Below are 22,359 nucleotides of genomic sequence, written 5' to 3' on the forward strand. Positions count from 1 at the left end.
GCGAACAAAATGACGGATACTACTACTCATTGAAAAGGAGGCACAAATCATGGCGATCGTAAAACCTTCGGGAAGCAGTAAAATGGCAGAGGCGGATGTCAAATTCACCGGATACATGAAGATATCCGACATCAACGGCGAAAGCACCACCAAGGGCTTCGAGGATTGGATATCCCTGGAAAGCCTGAGTTACGCGGTGGCCCAGGCCACCACCCACCGCCACACCAGCGGCGCCGTGGTAACCGGCCGGGCCAATATCGGCGATGTCGTCATCACCAAACAGATCGATATCGCCTCCCCCAAACTGTATGAATCCGTTCTCACGGCCAAGCAGCATGACGAGGCGGAAATCCAGCTCACCCGGACCGTGGCCGGCAAAAACGAAACATACCTGACCATCAAGCTGACAAGTGTCTATGTCACGGAAGTCGGGGTTGTCGGCGGCTCCAAGGAGGGATCCAATATTCCTCTTGAAGAGGTCCATCTCAATTTCGGACAAATAACCTACACCTACACCCAGACCGCAGTAAGAGGCGGCGGCGCGGTCGAAGTCAGCTGGGATGCGGCAACCCATGCCTGATGACGCATGCGAGGGAGCGGAGGCTGAATCCGCTCCCTTTCTGAAACGGCAGCCATGAACCGGCAATTGCAGGACAACCTGCACGCATCCATCCTGGACAGGCTTATCGATCACGAACCGGAACTTTCCTCCGAGACGGCCCAATCGCGTTCGACGGGTTTCCGGGAAATACGGGAAGCGGTGATCAGGGATATCGAGAACCTGCTCAACACCAAAAGGAGCATCCTGCCGGTATCCGCGGCCTTCCCGGAAGTGGAAAAATCTCTTTTCACCTTCGGAGTCGCCGATTATTCGGCGGACAGCCCCAACAGTTCCTATTTCAGAAAAAAACTGCTGAAAGACCTGCGGAACACCCTGGCACGATTTGAGCCGCGGCTCCGCAACGTCACCGTGCGGGTTGATCCGTCCTCGGACAATGCCCAGGGACTGGGGTTCAGGATTTCCGGGGTGCTGGTTGTCGACCCCATAGCCGAACCTGTTATTTTCGACACCTACTTTGATCCGAAAAAGGATCGCTACGTCATTGAACGCTGACGGACCACAACAAAGATTGAGCGGAAATGGACGACACCTTTCTTTCCTATTACGAGCAGGAGCTGACCTACATTCGGGAAATGGGGGCGGAATTCGCCAAAAAATACCCGAAGATCGCCGGCCGCCTGCTGCTGGAACCGGACAAGTCCGAAGATCCGCACACGGAAAGGCTCATCGAGGCCTTTGCCTTTATCTGCGGCCGTATCCACCAGAAAATCGACAATGATTTCCCCCAGATCACCGAATCCCTGCTGGGCATCATCTACCCCCACTATGTCAATCCCATTCCCTCCATGACGGTGGTGCAGTTCCAGCCGGTGATGCCGAACATTACGGAAACGGGCTATGAAATTCCCAAGAAGATCAAGCTGCTGTCAAAACCGGTGAAAGGGGTTCCCTGTCATTTCATCACCGGCATGCCGGTCACCATCTGGCCGGTTGAAATAACGGCGGCAGGTTTCAAGGACCCGGTGGAATTGAAAAACGAGGCCCAGCAGGCCATCCGCATTGAACTGAAGATTACCAACGGCTTTTCCCTGGCCGAACTCGAATGGCAGAGTCTGCGCTTCTTTCTCAACGGCCAGTCGCACCATATTTATCACCTCTATGAACTGCTGTTAAACAACGTCTGCCATGTGGAATGCGAGATACCGCTTGCTCCGGGAAAATCCGAGTTCGTCACCCTTTCCCCGCGCGACATCACCCCGGTCGGTTTTTCCGAGGACGAAGCGCTGGTCCCCTTCACCAGCCGCTCGTTCCAGGGATACCGGTTGCTGTTCGAGTATTTCAGCTTTCCGGAGAAATTCCTTTTCATCGATATCGCAGGCATCGGCAAGCTGAAACGGTTCGAGGAAAAGGACACCTGCATCCTCTGGATTCACCTGGACCGTGCCGCCAAAAAAAATATGGTGGTGGATCGCGACACCTTCTGCCTGAACTGCACGACCACCATCAACCTTTTCAGCAAAATCGCCGAACCGGTGCGGGTGGAGCATCAGCGCACCGAATACATGGTCATTCCCGACATCCGCAGGCAGAAGGCCCATGAAGTCCATTCCATTGACCGGGTCACCGCATCCCTCGGCGGCGTGTCGGGCAAGGAAGTCGAATTCAAGCCGTTCTACTCCATCCGGCACCATCTGGGCGAAGGGGAGGACATGAGCCGCCGGGCCCACTGGCACATGCAGCGGCGCTGGTCCGGACGGCACGACGATCAGGGCACCGATGTCTTTCTTTCCTTTGTTGATCTCGACTTCAAGCCCACTGACCCGGAAAGCCTGGTGCTCACCGTGCACACCACCTGCACCAACCGGGATATGCCGGCCCTGTTGCCGTTCGGCGATCAGGGCGGTGATTTTGATCTGGAAACCGCGGCCCCGGTTCTCATGACCCGCTGCCTGCTCAAACCGACTCCGGTGCGCCGCCCCAGCCTGGGAGGCGCCATGCAGTGGCGGCTTATTTCCCACTTCGCCTTGAACTACCTGTCCCTGGTGGCGGGCGGTGTTGAGGCGCTGCGCGAAATCCTCACCCTGTACGATTATGACAATTCAGCGGCAACAAGGCAGCAGATCAAGGGCATCATGTCAATCCGCTCGGAACATGTCACCCGTCGCCTCGGCCCGTCGCTGTGCCGCGGCATCAGGGTGACCCTGGAACTTGACGAGGATAAATTCGTCGGCGCCGGTATCTATCTGTTCGCCAGTGTGCTGGACCGGCTGCTCGGCCAATATGTGTCGGTCAACTCGTTCAGCCAGCTGGCCGTGACCACCACCAAACGCAAGGAGATATTAAAAGAGTGGCCCCCGCGAAGCGGCAACCGAATTCTTCTGTAAGCGACACCCTGTTTGAGGAATGGTACAACTTTTCCTTCTTTCAGGCCGTGCATCTGCTGGAGACGTTTTTCCCCGAGAAAAAAAAACTGGGGGAAACCCTTGATCCCGGCAGCGAAGCGGTGCGTTTCAGCGTCAGGCCGAGCCTCACCTTTCCGGCGAGCGACATAGTCAAACTTGATCCGCCCGAAGAAGAAGGCGGCCCGGCCCGGATGGAAATCGCCTTCATGGGCCTCATCGGCCCGGCCGGTGTCCTGCCCCACTGGTACAATGAACTGGCCCTGGAGCGGCTCGGCAAAAAAGATCACGCACTGGTGGCCTTTCTCAACCTCTTTCACCACCGGCTGGTCAGCCTCTTTTATCTCGGTTGGAAAAAACACCGGTTTCCGGTCAATTATCTCCTGGGCGCCCGGGATGACCTTTCCGGCTATCTGCTCAGTCTCTGCGGACTGGGCACCAGGGGATTGACCGGCCGCATCGGCTTTGCCGAGGAATCGCTTTCCTATTATTGCGGCCTGTTGTCCCGGCAGATCCCTTCCGGCGAATCGATCCGTTCCACGGTGGAGCATTTTTCCGGCACCAGAACCGAGATCGAGGAATTCATCCACCGCCTCATCCCGCTTGACGTCAAGGACATGACGAGACTCGGCGCCGCCAATGCCATTCTCGGGGTCGATGCCCTGTGCGGCACCAGCATCTGGGAATGTCAGACCAAGTTCATGCTGATTCTCGGCGCCATGCATTTTGTTGATTTTATCCGCTTCCTGCCGTCCGGCGACATGCACGGCCCCACCTTTTCCCTGATTCGCTACATGGTGGGCGTGGAGTATGAATTTGACGTCAAAATCATCCTCAGGCGCGAAGAGGTGCCGCCCATCATCCTTGGCCGGAAAGGAAAAACCGCCTCCCGCCTTGGCTGGACGAGCTGGATCAAGACGCCGGACATCGCATTCGGCCATGACCCGTCAATCACTTTTCACGAAAGAGATTTCATTGAAACATAAAGGAGAACCCCATGAGCGGATCCAACCTCAAAACCCTGATCGGGAAACTCAACAGCGCCTGTCGCAAGTCCATGGAGTCCGCCGCCGGGCTCTGCCTTTCCCACACCCATTACGATGTGGAGCTGGAGCATTTCCTGATCAAGCTGCTCGACATCCAGGACACCGATTTCCAGAAAATTCTCCGGTACTTTGAAATCAATGAATCCCATCTGATCGGCGATCTGACCCGAACCATCGAGGAATTCAAGACCGGCAACGCCAGGACGCCGGCGCTCTCCCCGCGCATCCCGAAAATGATCACCGAGGCCTGGCTGGTGGCATCCCTGGATTTTCAGGCTCCGACTATCCGCTCGGGCCACATCCTGATCGCCCTGCTTTCCGGCGATGAAAGCGCCCGGTCACTGTATGCCGGATCGGCCCTGTTTCAGAAAATAGCGCCGGCGACCCTGAAGGAATCATTTGTCGATATCACCGCGGGCTCGGCGGAGGAAAGCGAGGAAACGGCCCAGGCAGCCCGCACGCCGTCCGGGGCGGGTCCCGGCGTCGGAGTCGGCGTGGGCAAGGGTCAGGCCCTGGCTCAGTACACCGTCAATCTGACCGACAAGGCCAAAAGAGGCGAGATCGATCCGGTGCTCGGCCGGGACGTCGAGATCCGGCAGATGGTGGATATCCTCATCCGCCGGCGGCAGAACAACCCCATCCTCACCGGCGAGGCCGGTGTCGGCAAGACGGCGGTGGTGGAAGGATTCGCCCTGCGTATCGTGGAGGGCGACATCCCGCCGCCGCTGCGCAATGTCGCCATCCACACCCTGGATCTCGGTTTGCTGCAGGCCGGTGCCGGCATCAAGGGCGAATTCGAGGAACGATTGAAACAGGTGATCAACGAGGTCAAGGCCTCGCCGGTGCCGATCATCCTCTTTATTGACGAGGCCCACACCCTGATCGGCGCGGGCGGCACCCAGGGCGGCGATGCGGCCAATCTCCTCAAGCCGGCGCTGGCCAGGGGCGAACTGCGCACCATTGCCGCCACCACCTGGGCGGAATACAAAAAATACTTTGAAAAAGACGCGGCCCTGGCCCGCCGTTTTCAAGTGGTCAAGATCGAGGAACCGGACGAGGCAACCGCCCTGGTCATGATGCGCGCCATTGCTCCCTTCGTGGAAAAACACCATAAGGTGATGATCACCGACCAGGCCCTGCGCGAGTCGGTCCGCCTCTCCCATCGCTACATCTCCGGCCGCCAGTTGCCTGACAAATCGGTCAGCGTGCTTGACACCGCCTGCGCCAGGGTGGCCATCGGGCTTACCACCAGCCCTGCCTCCGTCGAGGCGGCAAGCCGCAAAATCGGCCAGATCGAACGGGAAAAAAAGATCCTCGACAAGGAATCCCTGGTGGGCATTGACCACGGTGCCCGCCTGGCGGAACTGGAGGAGGAGAAAACAACGACCCAGGCCGAGCTTGTGGCGCTGCAGGCCAGATGGGGGAAGGAAAAAGAGATCGCCGACCAGATTCTTGCCCTGCGCAAGGAACTGCAGGATATTTTTGCCCAGGACCCGACCGACGCGCAAATCAGCGATAAACAGCGCGCCCTGAAGGAGTGCGAGGCACGCCTGAAGGAGGCCCAGCAGGAAGAGCCGCTGGTGCAGATCTCGGTGGATGCCAATACCATCTCCGAGGTCATCTCCGGCTGGACCGGCATTCCCACCGGTCGCATGCTGGCCGATGAAATCACCACGGTGATGAGTCTTGACGCCCTGCTCGGCGAACGGGTCATCGGCCAGAAACACGGCCTTGCCGCCATCGCCCAGGTCATCCAGACCGCCCATGCCGGCATCGAGGACCCGTCCAAGCCCACCGGGGTGTTCATGCTGGTGGGACCGAGCGGCGTCGGCAAGACGGAGACCGCCCTGGCGCTGGCCGATCTGCTCTATGGCGGGGAGGAAAACATCATCACCATCAATATGTCCGAATACCAGGAGGCCCATACGGTCTCCAGCCTCAAGGGTTCGCCTCCCGGTTATGTGGGCTACGGCGAGGGCGGCGTGCTGACCGAGGCGGTGCGCCGCAAACCATACAGCGTCGTGCTGCTGGACGAGGTGGAAAAGGCCCATTCCGATGTCATGGAGCTCTTCTACCAGGTATTTGACAAGGGAACCCTGGAGGACGGCGAAGGTCGTCGCATCGACTTCAAGAACACCCTGATCATCCTCACCTCCAATCTCGGCACCGACACCATCATGAAACTCTGCGCCGACGAGGAAACCTGCCCCACCCCCGAAGGGCTGGCGGAAACCCTGCGGCCGGAATTGCAGAATCACTTTAAACCCGCCTTTCTCGGGCGCTTGAAGGTCATCCCCTATTACCCCCTCACCGATGCCAACCTGCGCCTTATCGTCCGGCTGAAACTCAACAAGGTGGCAAAACGAATGCTGGAAAACCGGGAAACAACCTTCATCTACAGCGACGAGGTGATTGAAGCCATCGCCGGCCGCTGCACCGAGGTGGACAGCGGTGCCCGCAATATCGACCATATCCTCAACAACACCCTGCTGCCGGAACTGTCCAGGGAACTGCTGTCCCGCATGGCGGCGGCGGAACAGTTCAGCCGGGTCAGCGTCTCGGTGGGCGAGGGCGGTTTTGTTTTTGCGGTGGAGTAAGGGCAAGGCTCATGGCTGAAGGCTGAAGGCTGAAGGCTGAAGAATGCTAATCGTTACACAGGAAGTTTGATGAAGAAATTACACACAACCACTGGAATATTACTACTGGCAATGCTGCTGACCGCATGCGCCCAGGTGCAGGCCCCGAAGAGCACTGCGGCAGGCACAGACAGCGCGCCTGCCGCTGGTATGGTGCAGGGCCAGGTGATCATCGGCGCGGATGCCGAGATAACCGTGATCAATAGGGCCATCGGTGGCGCGCTTGGCTCCATTCTCACCCAATCCATGAAAAGCGTTGACCGGGAAAAACTGGTCAATGTCTATGAATACAACCCGGACAATCATACCTCCAAATGGATCAATGATGAGTCCGGCAATGAATTTTCCGCCACTCCGGAACTGACCTATGTTGATGAAAAGTCGGGCCTGGGGTGCCGGGAAGTTGCGATTATCTCCATTGTCAACGGCATGTTTGAAAAAGCGCGGTCCACCGCCTGCAGGAAAGACGGGCAGTGGTATTTTCGATAAAGCACTGTTAGGCAATAGAATACATAATGTATAAAACTATTTCGTTAGGTTTTTCCTCAGCCCTAATACTACTTGCATTTGCAGACTTTCTTCTTCCGTCCAATTCTTGGATAAAAGACTATGTAAGAGGTACATTCACGGAAACTGTTGGTATTATAGCCACTCTCCTTTTTGTTAATTATCTATTTGATAAGAACGAGATGAACGAAAAAGAAAAATTTAAAAAACTATTTTTCAAACACCTAAGAAGTCACTTGGTAAAACACCTTACTCTTTTGTTTCAAATGCATCAAAGTGTTGAGGAAACAGCATACAAACCTCAAAAAACAAAGGACTATATTAGCGAAAAATTTCTTTCTGATTTGGAACGTTTTGATTTTTCAAAACAATCGCCATCTTACCCTGTTTCATTTTGGTACCAATATATCGTTACTGAAACAAATAAGTTCAGGTCTTCTCTTAACTCTTTGCTCGATCGATATATTATTTATTTAGATAACGAAATGATAGAAATGATAGAAAGACTAACAAATTCCAATTACTACTATTTCTTAGAATCTCTACCAAAAGTATTCCAGGCTTATCAAAACAACAAAGAGCATTGGGAAAAAATGGGTATCAAGCCTAGTTTTAATTTTTTTGGCGATAATGGACTATTTGGCACAAAAGAAATACATCAACAAAATTTAGAATTAACAAAACATCTGACAGACTTTATATATCTAGTTGAATTAACCAATAATACCCTTTCAGAAAAAAACCGAATACAAGGCCCACAAAACGAACCAATATTAGAGAAAGGGATTCTTCATTTATGAATTAATTTTTCCTACCCAGCGCATAAAGAGGGACCGGCGAGCACCGGATTTTTTCCGAACAAAGCCAGTTTTTATTCTGTTCCCGCCGGGAACAAGTAGTCAAGGCTAGGCTGACCCCTTATGCGAAGCGATGGGCGCCCTGGAAAACTCAACAAGGTGGCACAATGACAGACCCCATTTCCTTTGATGAACTCGGCATGGAAATCGTGACCGGCCTTGAAAAAGGCCGGGAAGAACCGGCTGCGGGAATGCCTTTCAAGATCGCCCTGCTGGGTGACTTCAGCGGCAGGGCGGGCCGGGGACTGCACGATCCATCCGCATCCGCAAGGCGTCCGCTTGCCGTTGACCGGGATACCATCGATGAACTCATCGCACGTCTCAAGGTTGAAGTGCATCTCAGCCTGGAAACGGCAGGGAAGTCCCTGGCCATCACCTTTGCCGAACTCGATGATTTCCACCCGGACCGGCTTTTTCAGCGGCTCGCCGTCTTTCAACCGCTGCGGAAACTGCGCACGGCCCTGTGCGACCCGAAAACATTTCAAGAGGCGGCGGCAATCGCCGGGAGCATGTTTGCGGCGCCTGCCGGGGAAAAGCCCGTGGCTGAAAAAAAGCCCCCGCCGCCCCAAGGGCCGCAAAGCGGCAGCCTGCTTGACCAGGTGATCGCCGAAACAACCGGGCAGCCGGTTGACCCGCTTCCGGCTTCCGCCGGGAAAGACGAATTAGCCGGCTTTGTCCGCGCAATCGTCGCGCCGCATCTGGTGCCGGAGCTGTCAGGTCAGGCGGAACTCATCAATGCCGTGGATCAGGCTGTTGCCGAACTGATGCGGGCCATTCTCCATCATCCCCAGTTTCAGGAAATTGAAGCGGCCTGGCGCGCCGTTGATTTCCTGGTCCGCCGAGTCGACACCGGCGAGGAGCTGTCGATCCATCTCGTTGACCTGACCAGGGAGGAGTTTCAACACGACCTGAGCGCCGCCGACCGGCGCGGCACCGGCCTGTACCGTTCTTTTGTCGAACAGGCGACGGAACAGTTCGGCGGTGCACCCTGGTCCGCGCTCATCGGCCTTTACGAATTCAGCCCGACGATCATCGACATCGCGCTGCTGGGCCGCATGGCAACACTTGCCGGTCTTGCCGGGGCACCGTTCATAACCGCGGCACGGGACAGTTTCCTCGGCACGGACAGTCTTGCCGCCACCCCTGATCCTTCCTCCTGGCGGGAATTGCCGGACGAAGAAACCGCCCTCTGGCGGAAACTGCGTTCCTCACCCCAGGCGTCCTGGCTCGGTCTCTGCCTGCCCCGTTTTCTCCTGCGCCTGCCCTTTGGCGAAAAAACAGAGCCGACCGAGTCCTTTGCCTTTGAAGAATTTCCCGGACCGCCGGTGCCGCATGACTACCTGTGGGGCAACCCCGCCGTGGCCTGCGCCATGCTGCTCGGCCGCTCCCATGGCGGAAACGGCCGGCAGATGCGGGCAACCCTTGCCCAGGATGTGGAAAACCTGCCCCTGCATATTTACACGGACAGGGGCGAGACATGCGTCACCCCATGCGCCGAGGTGCTGCTCACCGAACGGGCCGCATCACGCATCATGGAAAAAGGTTTCATGCCGCTTCTTTCCTTTGCCGGCCAGGACAGGGCGAGGCTCGGCCGTTTTCAGTCGATAAGCAGCACGGCTCCCCGTCTTGACGGCCGATGGAACTGAATGGTAAACATTAGCATTCGATGATTACAAGCATAATGACCGGAGAGGCTTTTACGGCTTGAAACCTCTAAAACTCCAGGCATTTTAGGCACTCGAAGTACTTCAGGCACTCAAAAGGCGGCTGATCATGGACATCACCCAGAAAAACAGATTTCTGCAGATAAAGACGGCACTGGACGAAAATGTGCTGCTGATCACCGGACTGCATGGCACGGAAGGAATTTCCATGCCGTTTCGCTTTGATCTCGACCTGGTCTCGCCGGTCAATCACAGCATCAACTTTGACGATGTCATCGCGCAAAACGTCACCGTCACCATGAAGCTGGCCGACGGCGAAAAGCGTTTCTTCAACGGCTTTATTTCAAGCTTCACCCAAAGCCGCGCCAGCGGCGAGGAAGAGGAAGGCAAACTGCTGTTTTCCCACTACCACGCCACCGTGGTCCCCTGGCTGTGGTTTTTGACAACGACTACCAATATACGGATATTCCAGAACAAATCTGTGCCGGATATCGTCGAGAAGATATTTAAGGACCATGGATTAAATGACTTTGAGCTCGACATAAACGGCACCCACAACCCCAGGGTCTACTGCGTTCAGTACCGGGAAACGGATTTCAACTTTGTTTGTCGTCTGCTTGAAGAAGAAGGCATTTTCTACTTTTTCAAACATGAAAACGGCAAGCATACCCTGGTGCTGTCCGACCATGTCAACGGCCATCCCGACCTCGATCACCAGAAGGAAGTCAGCTTCCTGCTCGACAGCGGCGGCGTGCTGGACGAGGATGTCATTTCCGAGATCGAGATTTCCCAAAGCATCAAACCGGCGAAATACATCCTCAATGACTATAATTTTGAGACGCCCACCGCCAATCTGCTGGCCGAAACCGAAAGCAAGCACAAACTCTCCCCCATCGCCGGGGGCATTTATGATTATCCGGGCGAATACAGTGAATATGCAAACGGCATGGAATTTTCCAAGTACCGCATGCAGGAGCTTGAAGCCCAGATGACCCTGCTTTCCGGCACCAGCGTGGTGCGGGCCTTTACCAGCGGCTACAAGTTCACCCTGGAGGACTTTCCCCGGGCCGACATGAACGGCAAACCCTATGTCCTGACCGGCATAACCCACCATGCCACCCAGACCGGCTATCGCTCCTCCGGTTCCCAGGAAGAACAAGGCGACTCCTATTCCAACACCTTTACCTGCATTCCCCACGCGACCCCCTTCCGCCCCCTGCGCCTCACCCCCAAACCGCTGGTCGAAGGGGTGCAGACGGCAACCGTTGTCGGCAAGGCGGGCGAGGAAATTGAAACCGACAAGTACGGTCGGGTGAAGGTGCAGTTTCACTGGGACCGGGAAAGCAAGGCGGACGAGAATTCATCCTGCTGGATCAGGGTGAGCCAGCCGGTGGCCGGGGTCAACTGGGGAGCGATGTTCATCCCTCGCATCGGCCACGAGGTGATTGTCTCCTTCCTGGAGGGCGACCCTGACCAGCCGATCATCACCGGCCGGGTTTACCACGCCAACAACATGCCGCCCTACGAACTGCCCGGCGAAAAGACCAAGAGCACCATCAAGACCAACAGCTCCAAGGGCGGCGATGGTTTCAACGAAATCCGCTTCGAGGACAAGAAGGGCGAGGAGCAGCTCTTTGTCCATGCGGAAAAGAACATGGACATCCGGGTCAAAAACGACCGCTTCGAGACCATCGGCCATGACCGGCACCTTCATGTCACCAATGACAAACGGGAAAAGGTGGACAATAACCGGAACGAGAAAATCGCCAAGGACCACATGGAGGAAATCGGCAAGGACCGCCATCTGAAAGTGGTGGGCAAGGAGGCCGTCGAGATCGGCGGCAGCCATTCCTTGACCGTCACCGGCGATGTCATCGAGGTGTTCAAGGCCAACCACTCGGAGCAGACCACCGGCGACTACTACCTGAAAGCCGATAACATCGTCATTGAGGGCATGACCAACGTGACGGTGAAAGTTGGGCAATCCTTTATTGCCATCGAGGCGAGCGGCATCAAAATCGGCACCACCGGCCAGATTGTCCTGGAAGCCATGAACACGCTCTCCGTCAAAGGCACTGCCGGAGTCACCATCGAATCCCCGGCCACCGCCACGCTCAAATCCACCAGTACCACGGTCAAGGGTGATGCCATGACCACCATCAGCGGCGGCATGGTGAAGATCAATTAACAAATCGCGGAGCTCGCTCGGACTCTCCGGGTGAAAGAAGGAGACAGGTATGAATCCGAAAAGCGGCAAGGCCGGGGCGGCAGTCACCCCAACCGCGCCTGATGTGGCGGAAGACGCCGATATCGCCGATCCAGGCAAGGTGGCGAAAACCAAGGAAAAACAGCTGGAAACCAAATCCGGCAAGTACGGCAGCGAAACGCTGGAACCCCACAAGCCGACGGAAGAGGAAAAAGAAGAAAAAAGCTGGATCGAGATCGAACTGGTGGACGAAGAAGACAATCCGATACCGGGCGAAAAATACAAGATCACCCTGCCCGACGGCAAGGTGGCCCAAGGCACCCTGGATGAAAAGGGCTTCGCCCGGGTGGAGGGAATTGAACCCGGCACCTGCCGAATTACCTTTCCCCGACTTGACAAGGATGCCTGGGAAAAAGCCTGATTTTCCCTTGAACGAATCTCACAATGGGAATATAGCATTATGCAATAAAGAAAGGGCGGACTGTTTCCGGCAAAGACGGATCTGCCTTCCCTTTTTCCGCCGGAGTCACCGGCTTCTTCAATCTTTTTTTCACGCAGTTTTATCTGCATTCGCACTAAGGACAGGCAATGAGCCCTTTGTGGCCTTTTGGCGCGACCGACAACCGGGGGACAGGGGCAGACGACTTTGCCGCCCTTTTCAGTCATTTCCGGCGTATCGTCACGACCAACAACCAGATTCTTGAGATAATCGCCGACCTGGAACGGTTACTGGGTGGGGACTACGTCTACGACCGCTCTTCCCTGCAGGCCTCGGTGGCCGACATCGTTGCCAAGGGACGCCAGGTCATTTATCACGTAAACGGCATGGCCGGCGACCGCTACCAGCAGCTCTATGAACGGTTCACCATCACTGCCGACTATCTGGACGACATTCTGACCGGCGGACCCGGCCCCTATGGACCGCTGCTGGTGTTGAGCTGGGAATTGCTGCACCGGGACATGCGTCCACTGGCCGGCGGCAAGGGGGCAAGCCTCGGCGAGGTGGTGAACACCCTCAAACTGCCGGCGCCTGTCGGGTTTGTGGTGAGCACCACCGGTTACCGCCGCTTCATGGAAGCGAACAATCTCTTTGCCGGCTGCAATCGTATCCTGCGGGAATATACCGATCCCGCTGAGCGCGCCGCCGGGATCGGTGCCTTGTTTGCAAAAGCGACACTACCTGCCGACCTGGCCCGAGCGATCAGCAGCGAACTGAAAAAAATACGCCGGATTCCTGACCGGCCGGAGAGCTTTGCGGTACGCAGCAGCGGGGAGGAAGAAGACGGAGAGCGCAGCTTTGCCGGCCAGTTTCAATCCTTCCTTAACGTCCCAACCGGAGAGGTGGCGGCAGCCTGCGTCAAGGTCATGGCTTCCCGCTTTTCCGAAAGGCTGTTCCGCTATCTTGACCCGGCGACACCCGCCGAGGATGCGCCCATGGCGGTGCTGGTGCAGCCCATGGTGAACCCGCAGGCAAGCGGTGTTCTTTACACCCGCGATCCAAACAATCCGGGCGCCGAGGTCATGGTGATCTCCGTGGTGGCCGGTCTGGGCGATCACCTGGTTTCCGGTCAGGACAGCGGCGACCGCTTTATCCTGCGCCGCAGTCACCCCTTTAATCTGCTGGCCAGCAACATTTCAGGAAAGACCTCAGCCGCCGGACCGGATGAGGAAAGCCCGACCACGCCCATGGCGGATGGCCTGCGACGCGGTTCGGCTCTCGTCAGACTCTCCCTGCTCAGAAAACTGGCCGAGCACGGCATCATGCTGGAAAAACATTTCGAGTGCCCGCAGGATATCGAATGGAGCCTCGACACCGCAGGCCGCCTGTGGATTCTCCAGTCCCGCCCCCTCCGCCTGCAGCGCCCGCCGGATGGCCGCCGCCCGCTCGCCCGACTGAACGAGGAACTGGCTTCCCTGCCGCTCCTCATGTCCGGCCGTGGCTATGTCTGTCAATTGGGCCTGGCCTGCGGCGTGGTGGTCCAGGTGACGGAAGACACCCCGCCTGAGCATTTCCCGGTGGGCGCTGTGGCCGTCAGCCACTTTGCCGGTCCGGGGCTGGCCGAAATCGTCCGGCGCGCGGCGGCGATCATCACCGATATCGGCAGTCCCACCGGACACCTGGCCACCATTGCCAGGGAATACAGAACGCCGGCCCTGTTCTGTACCGAAAAAGCCACCACCCTGCTGACCGACGGCATGCAGGTTGTGATTGACGTGGAGGAACGAACCGTCTACGCCGGCCGCGTTGATCTGCCGGCCGACCTGCCCCAGTCCGAGGAAATCGCATGCCTGCCGGACAATCATGAGGCCCGGTTGCTGCGCAGGCTGCTGCGCCTCATTGCCCCCCTCAACCTGACTGATTCGGCATCACCGCACTTCAGCATGGAAAACTGCCGCACCATCCACGATTTTCTTCGCTTCTGTCATGAACGGGCGGTCGCCGAACTCATCGACTTCCATATTTCCGGCCGCACGGCGGCGGGCGCCGCGGCGCCGCTTCTGGAAGCGGACATCCCCATCAAGATCCGCATTCTTGATGTCGGCGGCGGTCTTCCCGCCTCCCACGGCGAAAAGGTGCCGGTGGAACAGGTGACCAGCCTGCCGTTCCGCTATCTGCTGCGTGGTCTGCTGGACAAGCGGGCCTGGGATCAGCAACCTGCCGCGTTCGGTTTGCGGGATTTCCTTTCCGGCCTGAGCCACCCGCTCTCCATGCTGACCAACGCGCCGCTATACAGCGGAGAAAACCTGGCCATCATCGCCGACAATTACTGCAACCTCAGCCTGCGGCTGGGCTATCATTTCAATATCATCGACTGCTATCTCTCCGGGGAGGCGGAGGACAATTATGCCTACTTCCGATTCGTCGGCGGCTTTGCCGAGGCCGGCAAACGCAAGCGGCGGGCCCGCTTGATCGGTCAGGTGCTGGCCGGCATGCATTTCAAGGTGGAACAGAAAGGCGATCTGGTCCAAGGCAAGGCCAAGATGATGGAACAATCCCACCTGGAAACCACTCTTGTGCATCTCGGCGAGCTGGTTGCCTTCACCCGGCAGCTTGACGTAAAAATGACGGACGATGAAACGGTTGACCGTTTTTTCGACGAGTTTCTGGCCCGCATCCGCAGCGAGCAAAATCGGTCCGGGAGTTGACCCCATGCTGCGGGACTGGCTTTTACATCCGCTGGGCACCTTCCGGCAACGCAAGCAACAGCAGCGCACATCCCAACTTTCCCGGTTGCGCGCCCGGTATCAGATTTTCCGAACCCTGCTTGACGACAACCACCGTTCCGTGGAACTCATCACGGAACTGGCCGCGGCCCTGCGCTCGCCGGTCTTCTGGCCCGGGGCATTGAAAAGCGATGCCGAGGAACTGTTGACAATCACCGCCGATCTGGCGCAAAAACTGGATCACCTCACCAATGGCGGTTCCGCCGGTTTGACCCTGCGGCAGGCGGGCCTGGCCGCGGCAATCCGGCGGGATCTGGCCCGGCTGCCCCGGGATGAGCAACGGCACTACTGCCTTTCCCTTGATGAGGTGACGCCGGACATGCTGCGCACCGTGGGCGGCAAGGCCGCAAATCTGGCCCGGCTGCGGCGGGTTGCCATGTTTTCGGTGCCGACAGGTTTTGTTGTGCCGGTTTCCGTTTGTCGACTCTTTCTCGATCAGCAGGATCTTTATTTGCGTATTGTCGCCCGGCTGCGCTGCGGAGAAAAAAACGAGAACGGGCTGCCTGACCGGGAAACCGTGGAATCCGTCAAAAAAATGATCATGGCAACGCCGCTGCCCGCCGGGCTGACTGACGCCCTGCAACGTGCCGCGGCTCCCCTCTTCCGGACCGGAAAAGGTCTGGCGGTGCGCAGCAGCGCCCTGGGTGAAGACACACGCTCCCACTCCTTTGCCGGGCAGTACCTCTCGGTTCTCAATGTTGTCAACCAGACGCAGCTTGAAGCGGCCTTCAAACAGGTGACGGCAAGCGCCTTCAATCTCCGCAACCTGGCCTACCGCCGCCATGCCGGGCTTGCACCCTATGAATTTGATCTTGCCATTCTTTGCCTTGAGATGGTGGACGTTCGCTCCGCCGGTATTCTTTTCACCAGGGATCCCAATGCAGCCGCCGACGGAACAATGTTGATCAGCGCCGTCCATGGACTGGGAGAACTTGCGGTGAGCGGCAGCGAGGCCGCCGATGTTTACCGGCCACCCCGTAATGGCGACGGTCCAGGGGAATGCCGGGTGGCGGATAAAACCCGCCGTCTGGTCAACGCCGGCAACGGCGGCGTGACGGAGGAAAAACTTGACGCTGCGACGGCCGGTGCAAAGGTTCTGTCCGTGGAGGAAATCATGAGCCTGACCCGCATTGGCCTGGCAGTGGAAGAACGACTGGGCGGGCCCCAGGATATTGAATGGGCGGTGGATAATCAGGGCCGGGTGGTGCTCCTCCAGTCCCGCCCCTTGAAGGTGGTTGCCGGCGGTTTGCCGACAAAAAACAACGCCTCCGCCAGACCACCCATTCTCAACGGCGGCCAGGCAGCCTCACCGGGCCGGGCAGCCGGTCGCGTCCGCATCGTCAACAGCCGACAGGATCTGGAAGGACTCACTGATCCACCTTACGTGCTGGTCATGCACCAGAGCATGGTGGATGCGGTGGGCTCCTTGCGCCAGGCCGGTGCCCTGCTGGTTGACCTGGGAAACCCGGCCGATCATCTCTCCTGCGTGGCACGGGAATACGAGATCCCCATGCTGACCGGCCTCGGCAAGGCCTGCGCCATACTCCACAACAACGACACGGTGATGGTGGATGGTGAGCGCGGCATGGTGTTCGCCGCCGAAAAGGAGGAAATGACTCGACACCTGAAGCGTTACCGCGAAAAAATCGCCACCTGGAAGGAACGGGTGGCCAAGCCGACCGATCCACTGGCTGCCGCCATTTACGAGCAGATTGTCCCTCTCAACCTTACCGATGCCTACGGGCCGACTTTTTCCATTGCCGAATGCCGCACCATCCATGACATGGTGCGCTACGCCCATGAAAAGGCGGTGCTGGCCATGTTCGCTGCCGGAGACGAGACGGTTGAACAGTCCTACGGGGTTATTTATCATCTCGACAGCGAAGTCCCGTTTTTCGTTTCCCTCATCGACCTTGGCGGCGGACTGCTGACCGGCGGCAGCCGCCGGATTCCGCCTGAAAAAGTGCTGTCACGCCCCTTTACCGCTCTCTGGCAGGGAGTGACAACCCCGGGAATCAACTGGGGGCCGGCCGGCGGCGCCGCGGTCGGATCCGTGGTGTCTCGTTTTCTCACCGATCACCGTTCGGCACGGCCCATCGGCCTGCCCAACTATGCCCTGGTGACCCGTGATTTTTTGAATCTCAATGCCCGGATGGATTTCCACTTTACCATGGTGGATGCCATCTGCGGCCTTGACCCGCGCCTCAATTACATCAAATTCCGCTTCAAGGGGGGCGGCACCAGCCTGGAACAACGCTGCCGCCGAGTGCGTTGCCTGGCGGAAATCCTCGGCGTCTCGGGCTTCTACTGCGACCAGCGGGACGATCTGCTCACCGCCTCCATCCAGGGCGGCTCAGCCGAGGTGCTGGAGGAAAAACTGCGGGTCATCGGCAGGCTGCTGGGATTTTCCCGTTTGCTGGACGCGGTCATGCGGCGGGATGATATGATCTCCAAGGTGGCCCAGGCCTTTCTCCGGCAAGACTATCTGCTGGAAGGCCTGCAGGAGGAAGGCATCAAGGCGCCGGATCAGGCGTGATAAAAATTCTCCCCCGGAAGTTCAATGGCGGTCAGCAGGTTGCCATAGGCCGCGCCGGTATCAATACCGATCTTGGTGGGAGTGACCAGCGGCAGTTCGAAAGGGGTGTGGCCGAAGATAACCTTCCGGCCGAAATCATGCGCGGAAGAAAGGAAGATGTCCCGCACCTCGCACAGGGATGACGGATCATTGTCGGCCAACGGAATGTCCGGCTCAAGCCCGGCGTGGACAAATATGTAGTCCTCCGTTTCCCAGTACGGCAAAAGGGACTGCAAAAACAGCAGATGTTCACGGGGCAGAAAACCAAGGGACCGCAGATTGACGGAGCCGGTGGAACCGTAACTGGCCACGGTTGCGTCAAGCCCCATGGCCCGCAGGTAAGGAAGCAGGGCGGTATCGCCGCTGCGGTGATACTCCATGAGCAGATATTCATGATTGCCGAGCAAGGCGACAAGACCGGGATCCCGCTGCCGCAGATCACAAAGCAGATCCAGCACCCCGGCCGAGTCCGGACCACGGTTGACATAATCCCCCAGAAAAACCAGACGATCCCGGCCCGGAGTGTAGGGCAGACGATCAAGCAGGTCGCGCAGCTTGGCATGGCACCCGTGTATGTCGCCAATCGCAAATATCTTGCCGTTTTCAGATAGCATGAGCAAGCACCACCATGGGATTAAATTATTGATGAGTGGTCAACCTGAAAGAATTCTAAGCTATGATCAATATATTTTTAAAAAATTTCAGCTGACAGAATGCGATTTTCAATCTTCTTCGGTTGAAAGGCCCAATAGGTGTTCTCCAAAAGCTTCGAAGATATCACGCCTGTGACCTATCGCCCACACAATAATTTTTCAAACAACCCTTTCTCCTGAGATGTTACGTATATTCAGGAATAATTTTAAATTTTGATTTTGCTGAAACGATTAGTGTTGCCGATGGGAACATTTCAATTCGAGGCAATGGGATCGCAATTACAAAATTTTGTCTTCAAAGTCGTCAGATTGCTATCGAAACTCGATTGCAGATAACCAGGCAAACTGCCGTTTGATTGCATGATTGTTCTTGCCTGTCCTTTCTGGCTGTCTCTGCGCCTTTTGGAAGTTTACCCTCAAATGGGTTCACAAGTCTGTTCACGTCAAAAATGTTTAAACAATGTTGAAATGTTGTTTTCAAGGTGTTACATTTAAAAGTGTAGACAATGTTTAAACTTCAGATGGATGAGAGGTGAATTATGCTCATGACAATTAAAAAATGGGGTAACAGTTTGGCAACGAGGATCCCGAAAGCCGTCGTTGAATCCGTCGACCTTCGTCTTGACCAGGAAGTTGATGTTGAGGCCGTTAACGGAAAAATCATTATCACGCCAATTACGAAAAAAAAGGAATATAAACTCGAAGAACTGCTTGGACAGTGTAAACCGAGCTCAATGAAACTCTCCAAAGAGGATCAGGAATGGCTGAAAACTGAACCTGTTGGTAGGGAAATCTGGTAATGGTTAAGAAAAAGTATATTCCGGAACGTGGCGATGTTGTATGGACAAATTTTGATCCTGCGGCCGGGCATGAGCAATTGGGCAAAAGGCCTGCTCTTGTACTTTCTCCAAGTCCTTTCAATAAAAAAATCATGCTGGCTTTGGTTGCACCGATTACAAGCAGGGTTAGAGGCCATGGTTTTGAGGTTTCCCTTAATGGCAAGAAGGTCCAAGGCGTTGTGTTATGTCAACAAGTGAAAATGATCGATTTTACAGAAAGAGGGGTTCAGTTTGCCGAAAAAGCCCCGCAACATGTAATTAGCGACGCGTTGGCAAGAGTCAGGGCGATTGTTAGCGAAGATGTTTAGTATGAGAGCAAATTTCGGGAGATGCAGCCTTGCTTTCCATCTTCCACAATATTCTGAAAGTGCGCATGGAATTTTACGAAGCAAAAAAAGTCCTCAGCTCAGAGCGTCCTGACCAGGAAGTGTTAACTTGGCCAATTGATCTCCCCCTTAACATTGGCAACACGAACCTTCAGTCTCCGGATACACGATATGGCGAGGTATCAACCATTGCGCCTTAAAGCGCTGCCAGAGGATGGTAAACGAGACTGGTTTCCCCGCTCGATCAGAAGAAATTAGCAAAAATTCAAAAACGTCCCCTTGTTCTTCGGAATGGAGAGCATTTGCGGCGATTAAGGCTGCTATTCACCGCATGATATGCGGTTTTCCATAGCCATTGCGTCATTACTCGCCGAGGCTCGTCACCGGCAGGGGCGCTTACTGGGTAAGATGGAGGCGTTAGGCTTCCAGATCCGGCAGGAGGCCAGCCTGAATATCCTCACAACTGATGTTGTGAACTCGTCGGCCATAGAGGGCGAAAGACTTGATACTGATGAAGTCCGATCTTCTATTGCTCGAAGATTAGGTATTCCTCTACAAAACGACAAGCCTGTTGGTCGCGATGTTGAAGGCATTGTTGAGATGATGCTGGATGCGACACAAAACTTCGATCAGGCTTTGACTGCGGAACGCTTGTTCGACTGGCATGCAGCTTTGTTTCCGACAGGTCGAAGCGGTATGCACCGCATTACCGTAGGTGCTTGGCGACCAGCAGAAGCAGGCCCGATGCAGGTTGTGTCTGGTCCAATAGGGCATGAAACGGTGCATTATGAGGCGCCGGAAGCATCCAGGATTAATGCGGAAATGACGAAGCTTCTCTCATGGTTTGAAACTGACCTGAAGCTTGACCCTGTGCTTAAAGCGGGTATTGCCCATTTATGGTTTGTCACTATTCACCCATTTGAAGACGGCAATGGGCGGATTGCGCGTGCAATTGCGGATATGGCTCTGGCAAGGGCAGATGGGACGTCCAGCCGCTTCTATTCCATGTCCGGACAAATTGAGCTGGAACGCAAAGCATATTACACACAGCTTGAGAGACAGCAAAAAAACAGTGTCAATATTACATCTTGGTTGTCCTGGTTTTTAAATTGCTTTTTGCGCGCTGTTGTTAATGCTGCAGATACACTGTCCTCGGTTCTCTTTAAGGCGGAACTGTGGAACCGGATTAATCCTGATCCGGTGAATGAACGACAGCGCCTTATTATTAATCGCATGCTCGACAATTTTAGGGGACACATGACCACATCGAAATATGCCGAGTGTGCCAAATGCTCCTCCGACACCGCACTTAGGGATATGCGGGAACTCGTCGCCCGCAGCATTCTGATTCAAAATCCGGGCGGGGGACGAAGTACAAGTTACCGCCTGATCACGGCAGAAGAACTGGAGCAATCTGGTGATGGGGTGACAAGAAAGTAATAAAAGTAATCGGGACACCATGATTTAGAGCACTCATAATGTCCGTAATTTAGCTTACTGGTTAATAGAGATTCCTGCGGTTCGGGCACCCACATGGTCAGGAAGTCTCAAGTATCAAGCCTTCGTCCCGGCTTGAGAGCGCCAGGGGATATCTTTTCTTGCCGAAATCCCGGCTTCTTTTAAAATGCAGGAACCGGACAGTGTCCATAGTTGGCGGGATGGATTCCATTATCCCTCGCTGTCACCAAACTGTCATGTGTTGACAATGAATATACACAGATGTATAGTAATTGCATACACAAGTGAGGTGATATTATGCAACACACGGAAACTCGAGAGGCCTCGATTAATATTCGTGCCTTGCGTGCACAGAGGGATCTGATTGACAAGGCTGCGGCAGTGCGAAATAAAACCCGCTCGGACTTCATGCTTGAAGCTGCTTGCCAAGAGGCGGAAAATGTTTTGTTGGATCGCAGATTATTCCATCTCAAAGATGAAGAGTATGAAGCTTTTGAATCGACACTGAAAGCTCCTGTTGGCGACAATCCCGCCCTTCACAAGCTGTTGGCCCAAAAACCTCCATGGGAAAGCTGACACCGCCGGCACCAATCAATATGGTGCATATTACTGACAATTTTGATTGCGGAGTTTCCTCTCTTGATCAATGGCTCCGAAGACAGGCCTTGAAGAATGAGGCGTCAGGTGCTTCCCGGACTTTTGTTGTTTGCCTTGGGAAAGAGGTTGTCGGCTACTACGCTTTGGCTACCGGAAGTGTTTTGCGCCAGCAGGCCCCGGGAAAAATCAAACGTAAAATGCCTGAGCCTATTCCAGTAATGGTGCTTGGCCGTCTGGCTGTTGATCGTAAATGGCAGGGATCCGGCCTTGGCAGCAGTTTGTTGCGAGATGCATTGTTACGAACCTATAATGTTTCTACGCAAGCGGGTATTCGGGCTCTGCTGGTCCATGCGTTATCAGAAAATGCCAAAGCATTTTACCTTCGACATGGCTTCTTGCAATCCCCCATAGATCCAATGACGCTGATGCTGAATTTGCAGGATGTACAGCATTGTCTTGAAAAAGCAGGAAACATCCTTAGATAAAATTTTCTCAGTTCGAGTTGTTTTCCTGCCAATTTCTTTTCAATCAACAACATAACGCGGGCGAGGAGTTTTCCCCTGCCCTGGTCTGGAATAAGGTCAACTTGTTTCAACTTGTTTAGGGGGAGGGAATGGGGAGGGAATGGGGAGGGAATGGGGTCGGGCCACGCCATTTCACATCTCAATTATATTCTTTAGTGATTCAAAAAATACGCGTCATATTTTCCTTGCAAAGTATTGCACCTAATAGAATAATGGCATTGTTTGGTTTGGAAGTATTGACTTTTATGTGCGGGTAAAAGCCAAAAGCGGGCTTGACCACTTTTT

At 55.5% G+C, this 22,359-nt stretch carries 18 protein-coding genes; 17 read left to right on the forward strand and 1 reads right to left on the reverse strand.

Annotation, left to right across the window (positions count from 1 at the left end):
* Window positions 1-49: 49 nt before the first annotated feature.
* The 12 genes from BM485_03755 (at window position 50) to BM485_03810 (ending at window position 17,638) form a co-directional block, all read left to right on the forward strand.
* Entirely contained in the window at window positions 50-580 is a 531-nt protein-coding gene (locus tag BM485_03755) for a hypothetical protein (GenBank protein ID OKY76364.1), read from the forward strand.
* Between the two features lie 54 nt (window positions 581-634).
* Window positions 635-1,114: a hypothetical protein gene (locus BM485_03760; GenBank protein OKY76365.1), complete on the forward strand. Its 480-nt coding sequence runs from the start codon at window positions 635-637 to the stop codon at window positions 1,112-1,114.
* 26 nt (window positions 1,115-1,140) lie between these two features.
* Window positions 1,141-2,946: a type VI secretion system protein ImpG gene (locus BM485_03765; protein OKY76366.1), complete on the forward strand. Its 1,806-nt coding sequence runs from the start codon at window positions 1,141-1,143 to the stop codon at window positions 2,944-2,946.
* A gap of 8 nt (window positions 2,947-2,954) precedes the next feature.
* On the forward strand, window positions 2,955-3,947 hold the full coding sequence (locus BM485_03770; protein OKY76616.1) for a hypothetical protein: 993 nt from the start codon (window positions 2,955-2,957) through the stop codon (window positions 3,945-3,947).
* An 11-nt stretch (window positions 3,948-3,958) separates the two neighbouring features.
* On the forward strand, window positions 3,959-6,604 hold the full coding sequence (locus tag BM485_03775) for a ClpV1 family T6SS ATPase (protein ID OKY76367.1): 2,646 nt from the start codon (window positions 3,959-3,961) through the stop codon (window positions 6,602-6,604).
* A gap of 111 nt (window positions 6,605-6,715) precedes the next feature.
* Window positions 6,716-7,132: a hypothetical protein gene (locus tag BM485_03780; GenBank protein OKY76368.1), complete on the forward strand. Its 417-nt coding sequence runs from the start codon at window positions 6,716-6,718 to the stop codon at window positions 7,130-7,132.
* 26 nt (window positions 7,133-7,158) lie between these two features.
* Window positions 7,159-7,950: a hypothetical protein gene (locus tag BM485_03785; protein OKY76369.1), complete on the forward strand. Its 792-nt coding sequence runs from the start codon at window positions 7,159-7,161 to the stop codon at window positions 7,948-7,950.
* 164 nt (window positions 7,951-8,114) lie between these two features.
* Window positions 8,115-9,653: a hypothetical protein gene (locus tag BM485_03790; GenBank protein ID OKY76370.1), complete on the forward strand. Its 1,539-nt coding sequence runs from the start codon at window positions 8,115-8,117 to the stop codon at window positions 9,651-9,653.
* 127 nt (window positions 9,654-9,780) lie between these two features.
* Entirely contained in the window at window positions 9,781-11,859 is a 2,079-nt protein-coding gene (locus tag BM485_03795) for a hypothetical protein (protein ID OKY76371.1), read from the forward strand.
* A gap of 49 nt (window positions 11,860-11,908) precedes the next feature.
* Window positions 11,909-12,298 carry a hypothetical protein gene (locus tag BM485_03800; protein OKY76372.1) on the forward strand — a complete coding sequence of 130 codons (390 nt, stop codon included), beginning with the start codon at window positions 11,909-11,911 and terminating at the stop codon, window positions 12,296-12,298.
* A gap of 167 nt (window positions 12,299-12,465) precedes the next feature.
* Window positions 12,466-15,024 carry a hypothetical protein gene (locus BM485_03805; GenBank protein OKY76373.1) on the forward strand — a complete coding sequence of 853 codons (2,559 nt, stop codon included), beginning with the start codon at window positions 12,466-12,468 and terminating at the stop codon, window positions 15,022-15,024.
* 4 nt (window positions 15,025-15,028) lie between these two features.
* Complete coding sequence (locus tag BM485_03810) at window positions 15,029-17,638, forward strand: hypothetical protein (GenBank protein OKY76374.1); 2,610 nt, start codon at window positions 15,029-15,031, stop codon at window positions 17,636-17,638.
* Here the strand turns inward: BM485_03810 and BM485_03815 are convergent.
* On the reverse strand, window positions 17,629-18,291 hold the full coding sequence (locus tag BM485_03815) for a hypothetical protein (GenBank protein OKY76375.1): 663 nt from the start codon (window positions 18,289-18,291) through the stop codon (window positions 17,629-17,631). The genes BM485_03810 and BM485_03815 overlap by 10 nt on opposite strands.
* Before the next feature lie 578 nt (window positions 18,292-18,869).
* On the opposite strand from BM485_03815, the gene BM485_03820 reads away from it, so the two are divergent.
* The 5 genes from BM485_03820 (at window position 18,870) to BM485_03840 (ending at window position 22,035) form a co-directional block, all read left to right on the forward strand.
* Window positions 18,870-19,130 carry an AbrB family transcriptional regulator gene (locus BM485_03820; GenBank protein OKY76376.1) on the forward strand — a complete coding sequence of 87 codons (261 nt, stop codon included), beginning with the start codon at window positions 18,870-18,872 and terminating at the stop codon, window positions 19,128-19,130.
* Window positions 19,130-19,477, forward strand: coding sequence for an mRNA-degrading endonuclease (locus BM485_03825; GenBank protein ID OKY76377.1), 348 nt, complete (start codon window positions 19,130-19,132; stop codon window positions 19,475-19,477). The genes BM485_03820 and BM485_03825 overlap by 1 nt, the downstream gene beginning before the upstream one ends.
* A 354-nt stretch (window positions 19,478-19,831) precedes the next feature.
* A complete protein-coding gene (locus BM485_03830) occupies window positions 19,832-20,935 on the forward strand; it encodes a cell filamentation protein Fic (GenBank protein OKY76378.1) in 1,104 nt (367 codons plus the stop codon).
* 315 nt (window positions 20,936-21,250) lie between these two features.
* On the forward strand, window positions 21,251-21,529 hold the full coding sequence (locus BM485_03835; GenBank protein OKY76379.1) for a hypothetical protein: 279 nt from the start codon (window positions 21,251-21,253) through the stop codon (window positions 21,527-21,529).
* Window positions 21,517-22,035, forward strand: a complete 519-nt coding sequence (locus BM485_03840; GenBank protein ID OKY76380.1) for a GNAT family N-acetyltransferase — start codon at window positions 21,517-21,519, stop codon at window positions 22,033-22,035. Before BM485_03835 ends, BM485_03840 begins: the two co-directional genes overlap by 13 nt.
* Window positions 22,036-22,359: the final 324 nt, after the last annotated feature.

The sequence above is a fragment of the Desulfobulbaceae bacterium DB1 genome (genome assembly GCA_001914235.1).
In the GTDB taxonomy this organism is placed as follows: Bacteria; Desulfobacterota; Desulfobulbia; order Desulfobulbales; family SURF-16; genus DB1.

Bases quoted from the DNA above. Each gene is read 5' to 3' on its own strand.
- BM485_03815 (OKY76375.1), bottom strand. From the start codon at position 18,291: ATGCTATCTGAAAACGGCAAGATATTTGCGATTGGCGACATACACGGG.
- BM485_03790 (OKY76370.1), top strand. From the start codon at position 8,115: ATGACAGACCCCATTTCCTTTGATGAACTCGGCATGGAAATCGTGACC.
- BM485_03840 (OKY76380.1), top strand. From the start codon at position 21,517: ATGGGAAAGCTGACACCGCCGGCACCAATCAATATGGTGCATATTACT.
- BM485_03810 (OKY76374.1), top strand. From the start codon at position 15,029: ATGCTGCGGGACTGGCTTTTACATCCGCTGGGCACCTTCCGGCAACGC.
- BM485_03780 (OKY76368.1), top strand. From the start codon at position 6,716: ATGCTGCTGACCGCATGCGCCCAGGTGCAGGCCCCGAAGAGCACTGCG.
- BM485_03785 (OKY76369.1), top strand. From the start codon at position 7,159: ATGTATAAAACTATTTCGTTAGGTTTTTCCTCAGCCCTAATACTACTT.
- BM485_03820 (OKY76376.1), top strand. From the start codon at position 18,870: ATGCTCATGACAATTAAAAAATGGGGTAACAGTTTGGCAACGAGGATC.
- BM485_03805 (OKY76373.1), top strand. From the start codon at position 12,466: ATGAGCCCTTTGTGGCCTTTTGGCGCGACCGACAACCGGGGGACAGGG.
- BM485_03795 (OKY76371.1), top strand. From the start codon at position 9,781: ATGGACATCACCCAGAAAAACAGATTTCTGCAGATAAAGACGGCACTG.
- BM485_03755 (OKY76364.1), top strand. From the start codon at position 50: ATGGCGATCGTAAAACCTTCGGGAAGCAGTAAAATGGCAGAGGCGGAT.
- BM485_03830 (OKY76378.1), top strand. From the start codon at position 19,832: ATGCGGTTTTCCATAGCCATTGCGTCATTACTCGCCGAGGCTCGTCAC.
- BM485_03760 (OKY76365.1), top strand. From the start codon at position 635: ATGAACCGGCAATTGCAGGACAACCTGCACGCATCCATCCTGGACAGG.
- BM485_03775 (OKY76367.1), top strand. From the start codon at position 3,959: ATGAGCGGATCCAACCTCAAAACCCTGATCGGGAAACTCAACAGCGCC.
- BM485_03765 (OKY76366.1), top strand. From the start codon at position 1,141: ATGGACGACACCTTTCTTTCCTATTACGAGCAGGAGCTGACCTACATT.
- BM485_03825 (OKY76377.1), top strand. From the start codon at position 19,130: ATGGTTAAGAAAAAGTATATTCCGGAACGTGGCGATGTTGTATGGACA.
- BM485_03800 (OKY76372.1), top strand. From the start codon at position 11,909: ATGAATCCGAAAAGCGGCAAGGCCGGGGCGGCAGTCACCCCAACCGCG.
- BM485_03835 (OKY76379.1), top strand. From the start codon at position 21,251: ATGCAACACACGGAAACTCGAGAGGCCTCGATTAATATTCGTGCCTTG.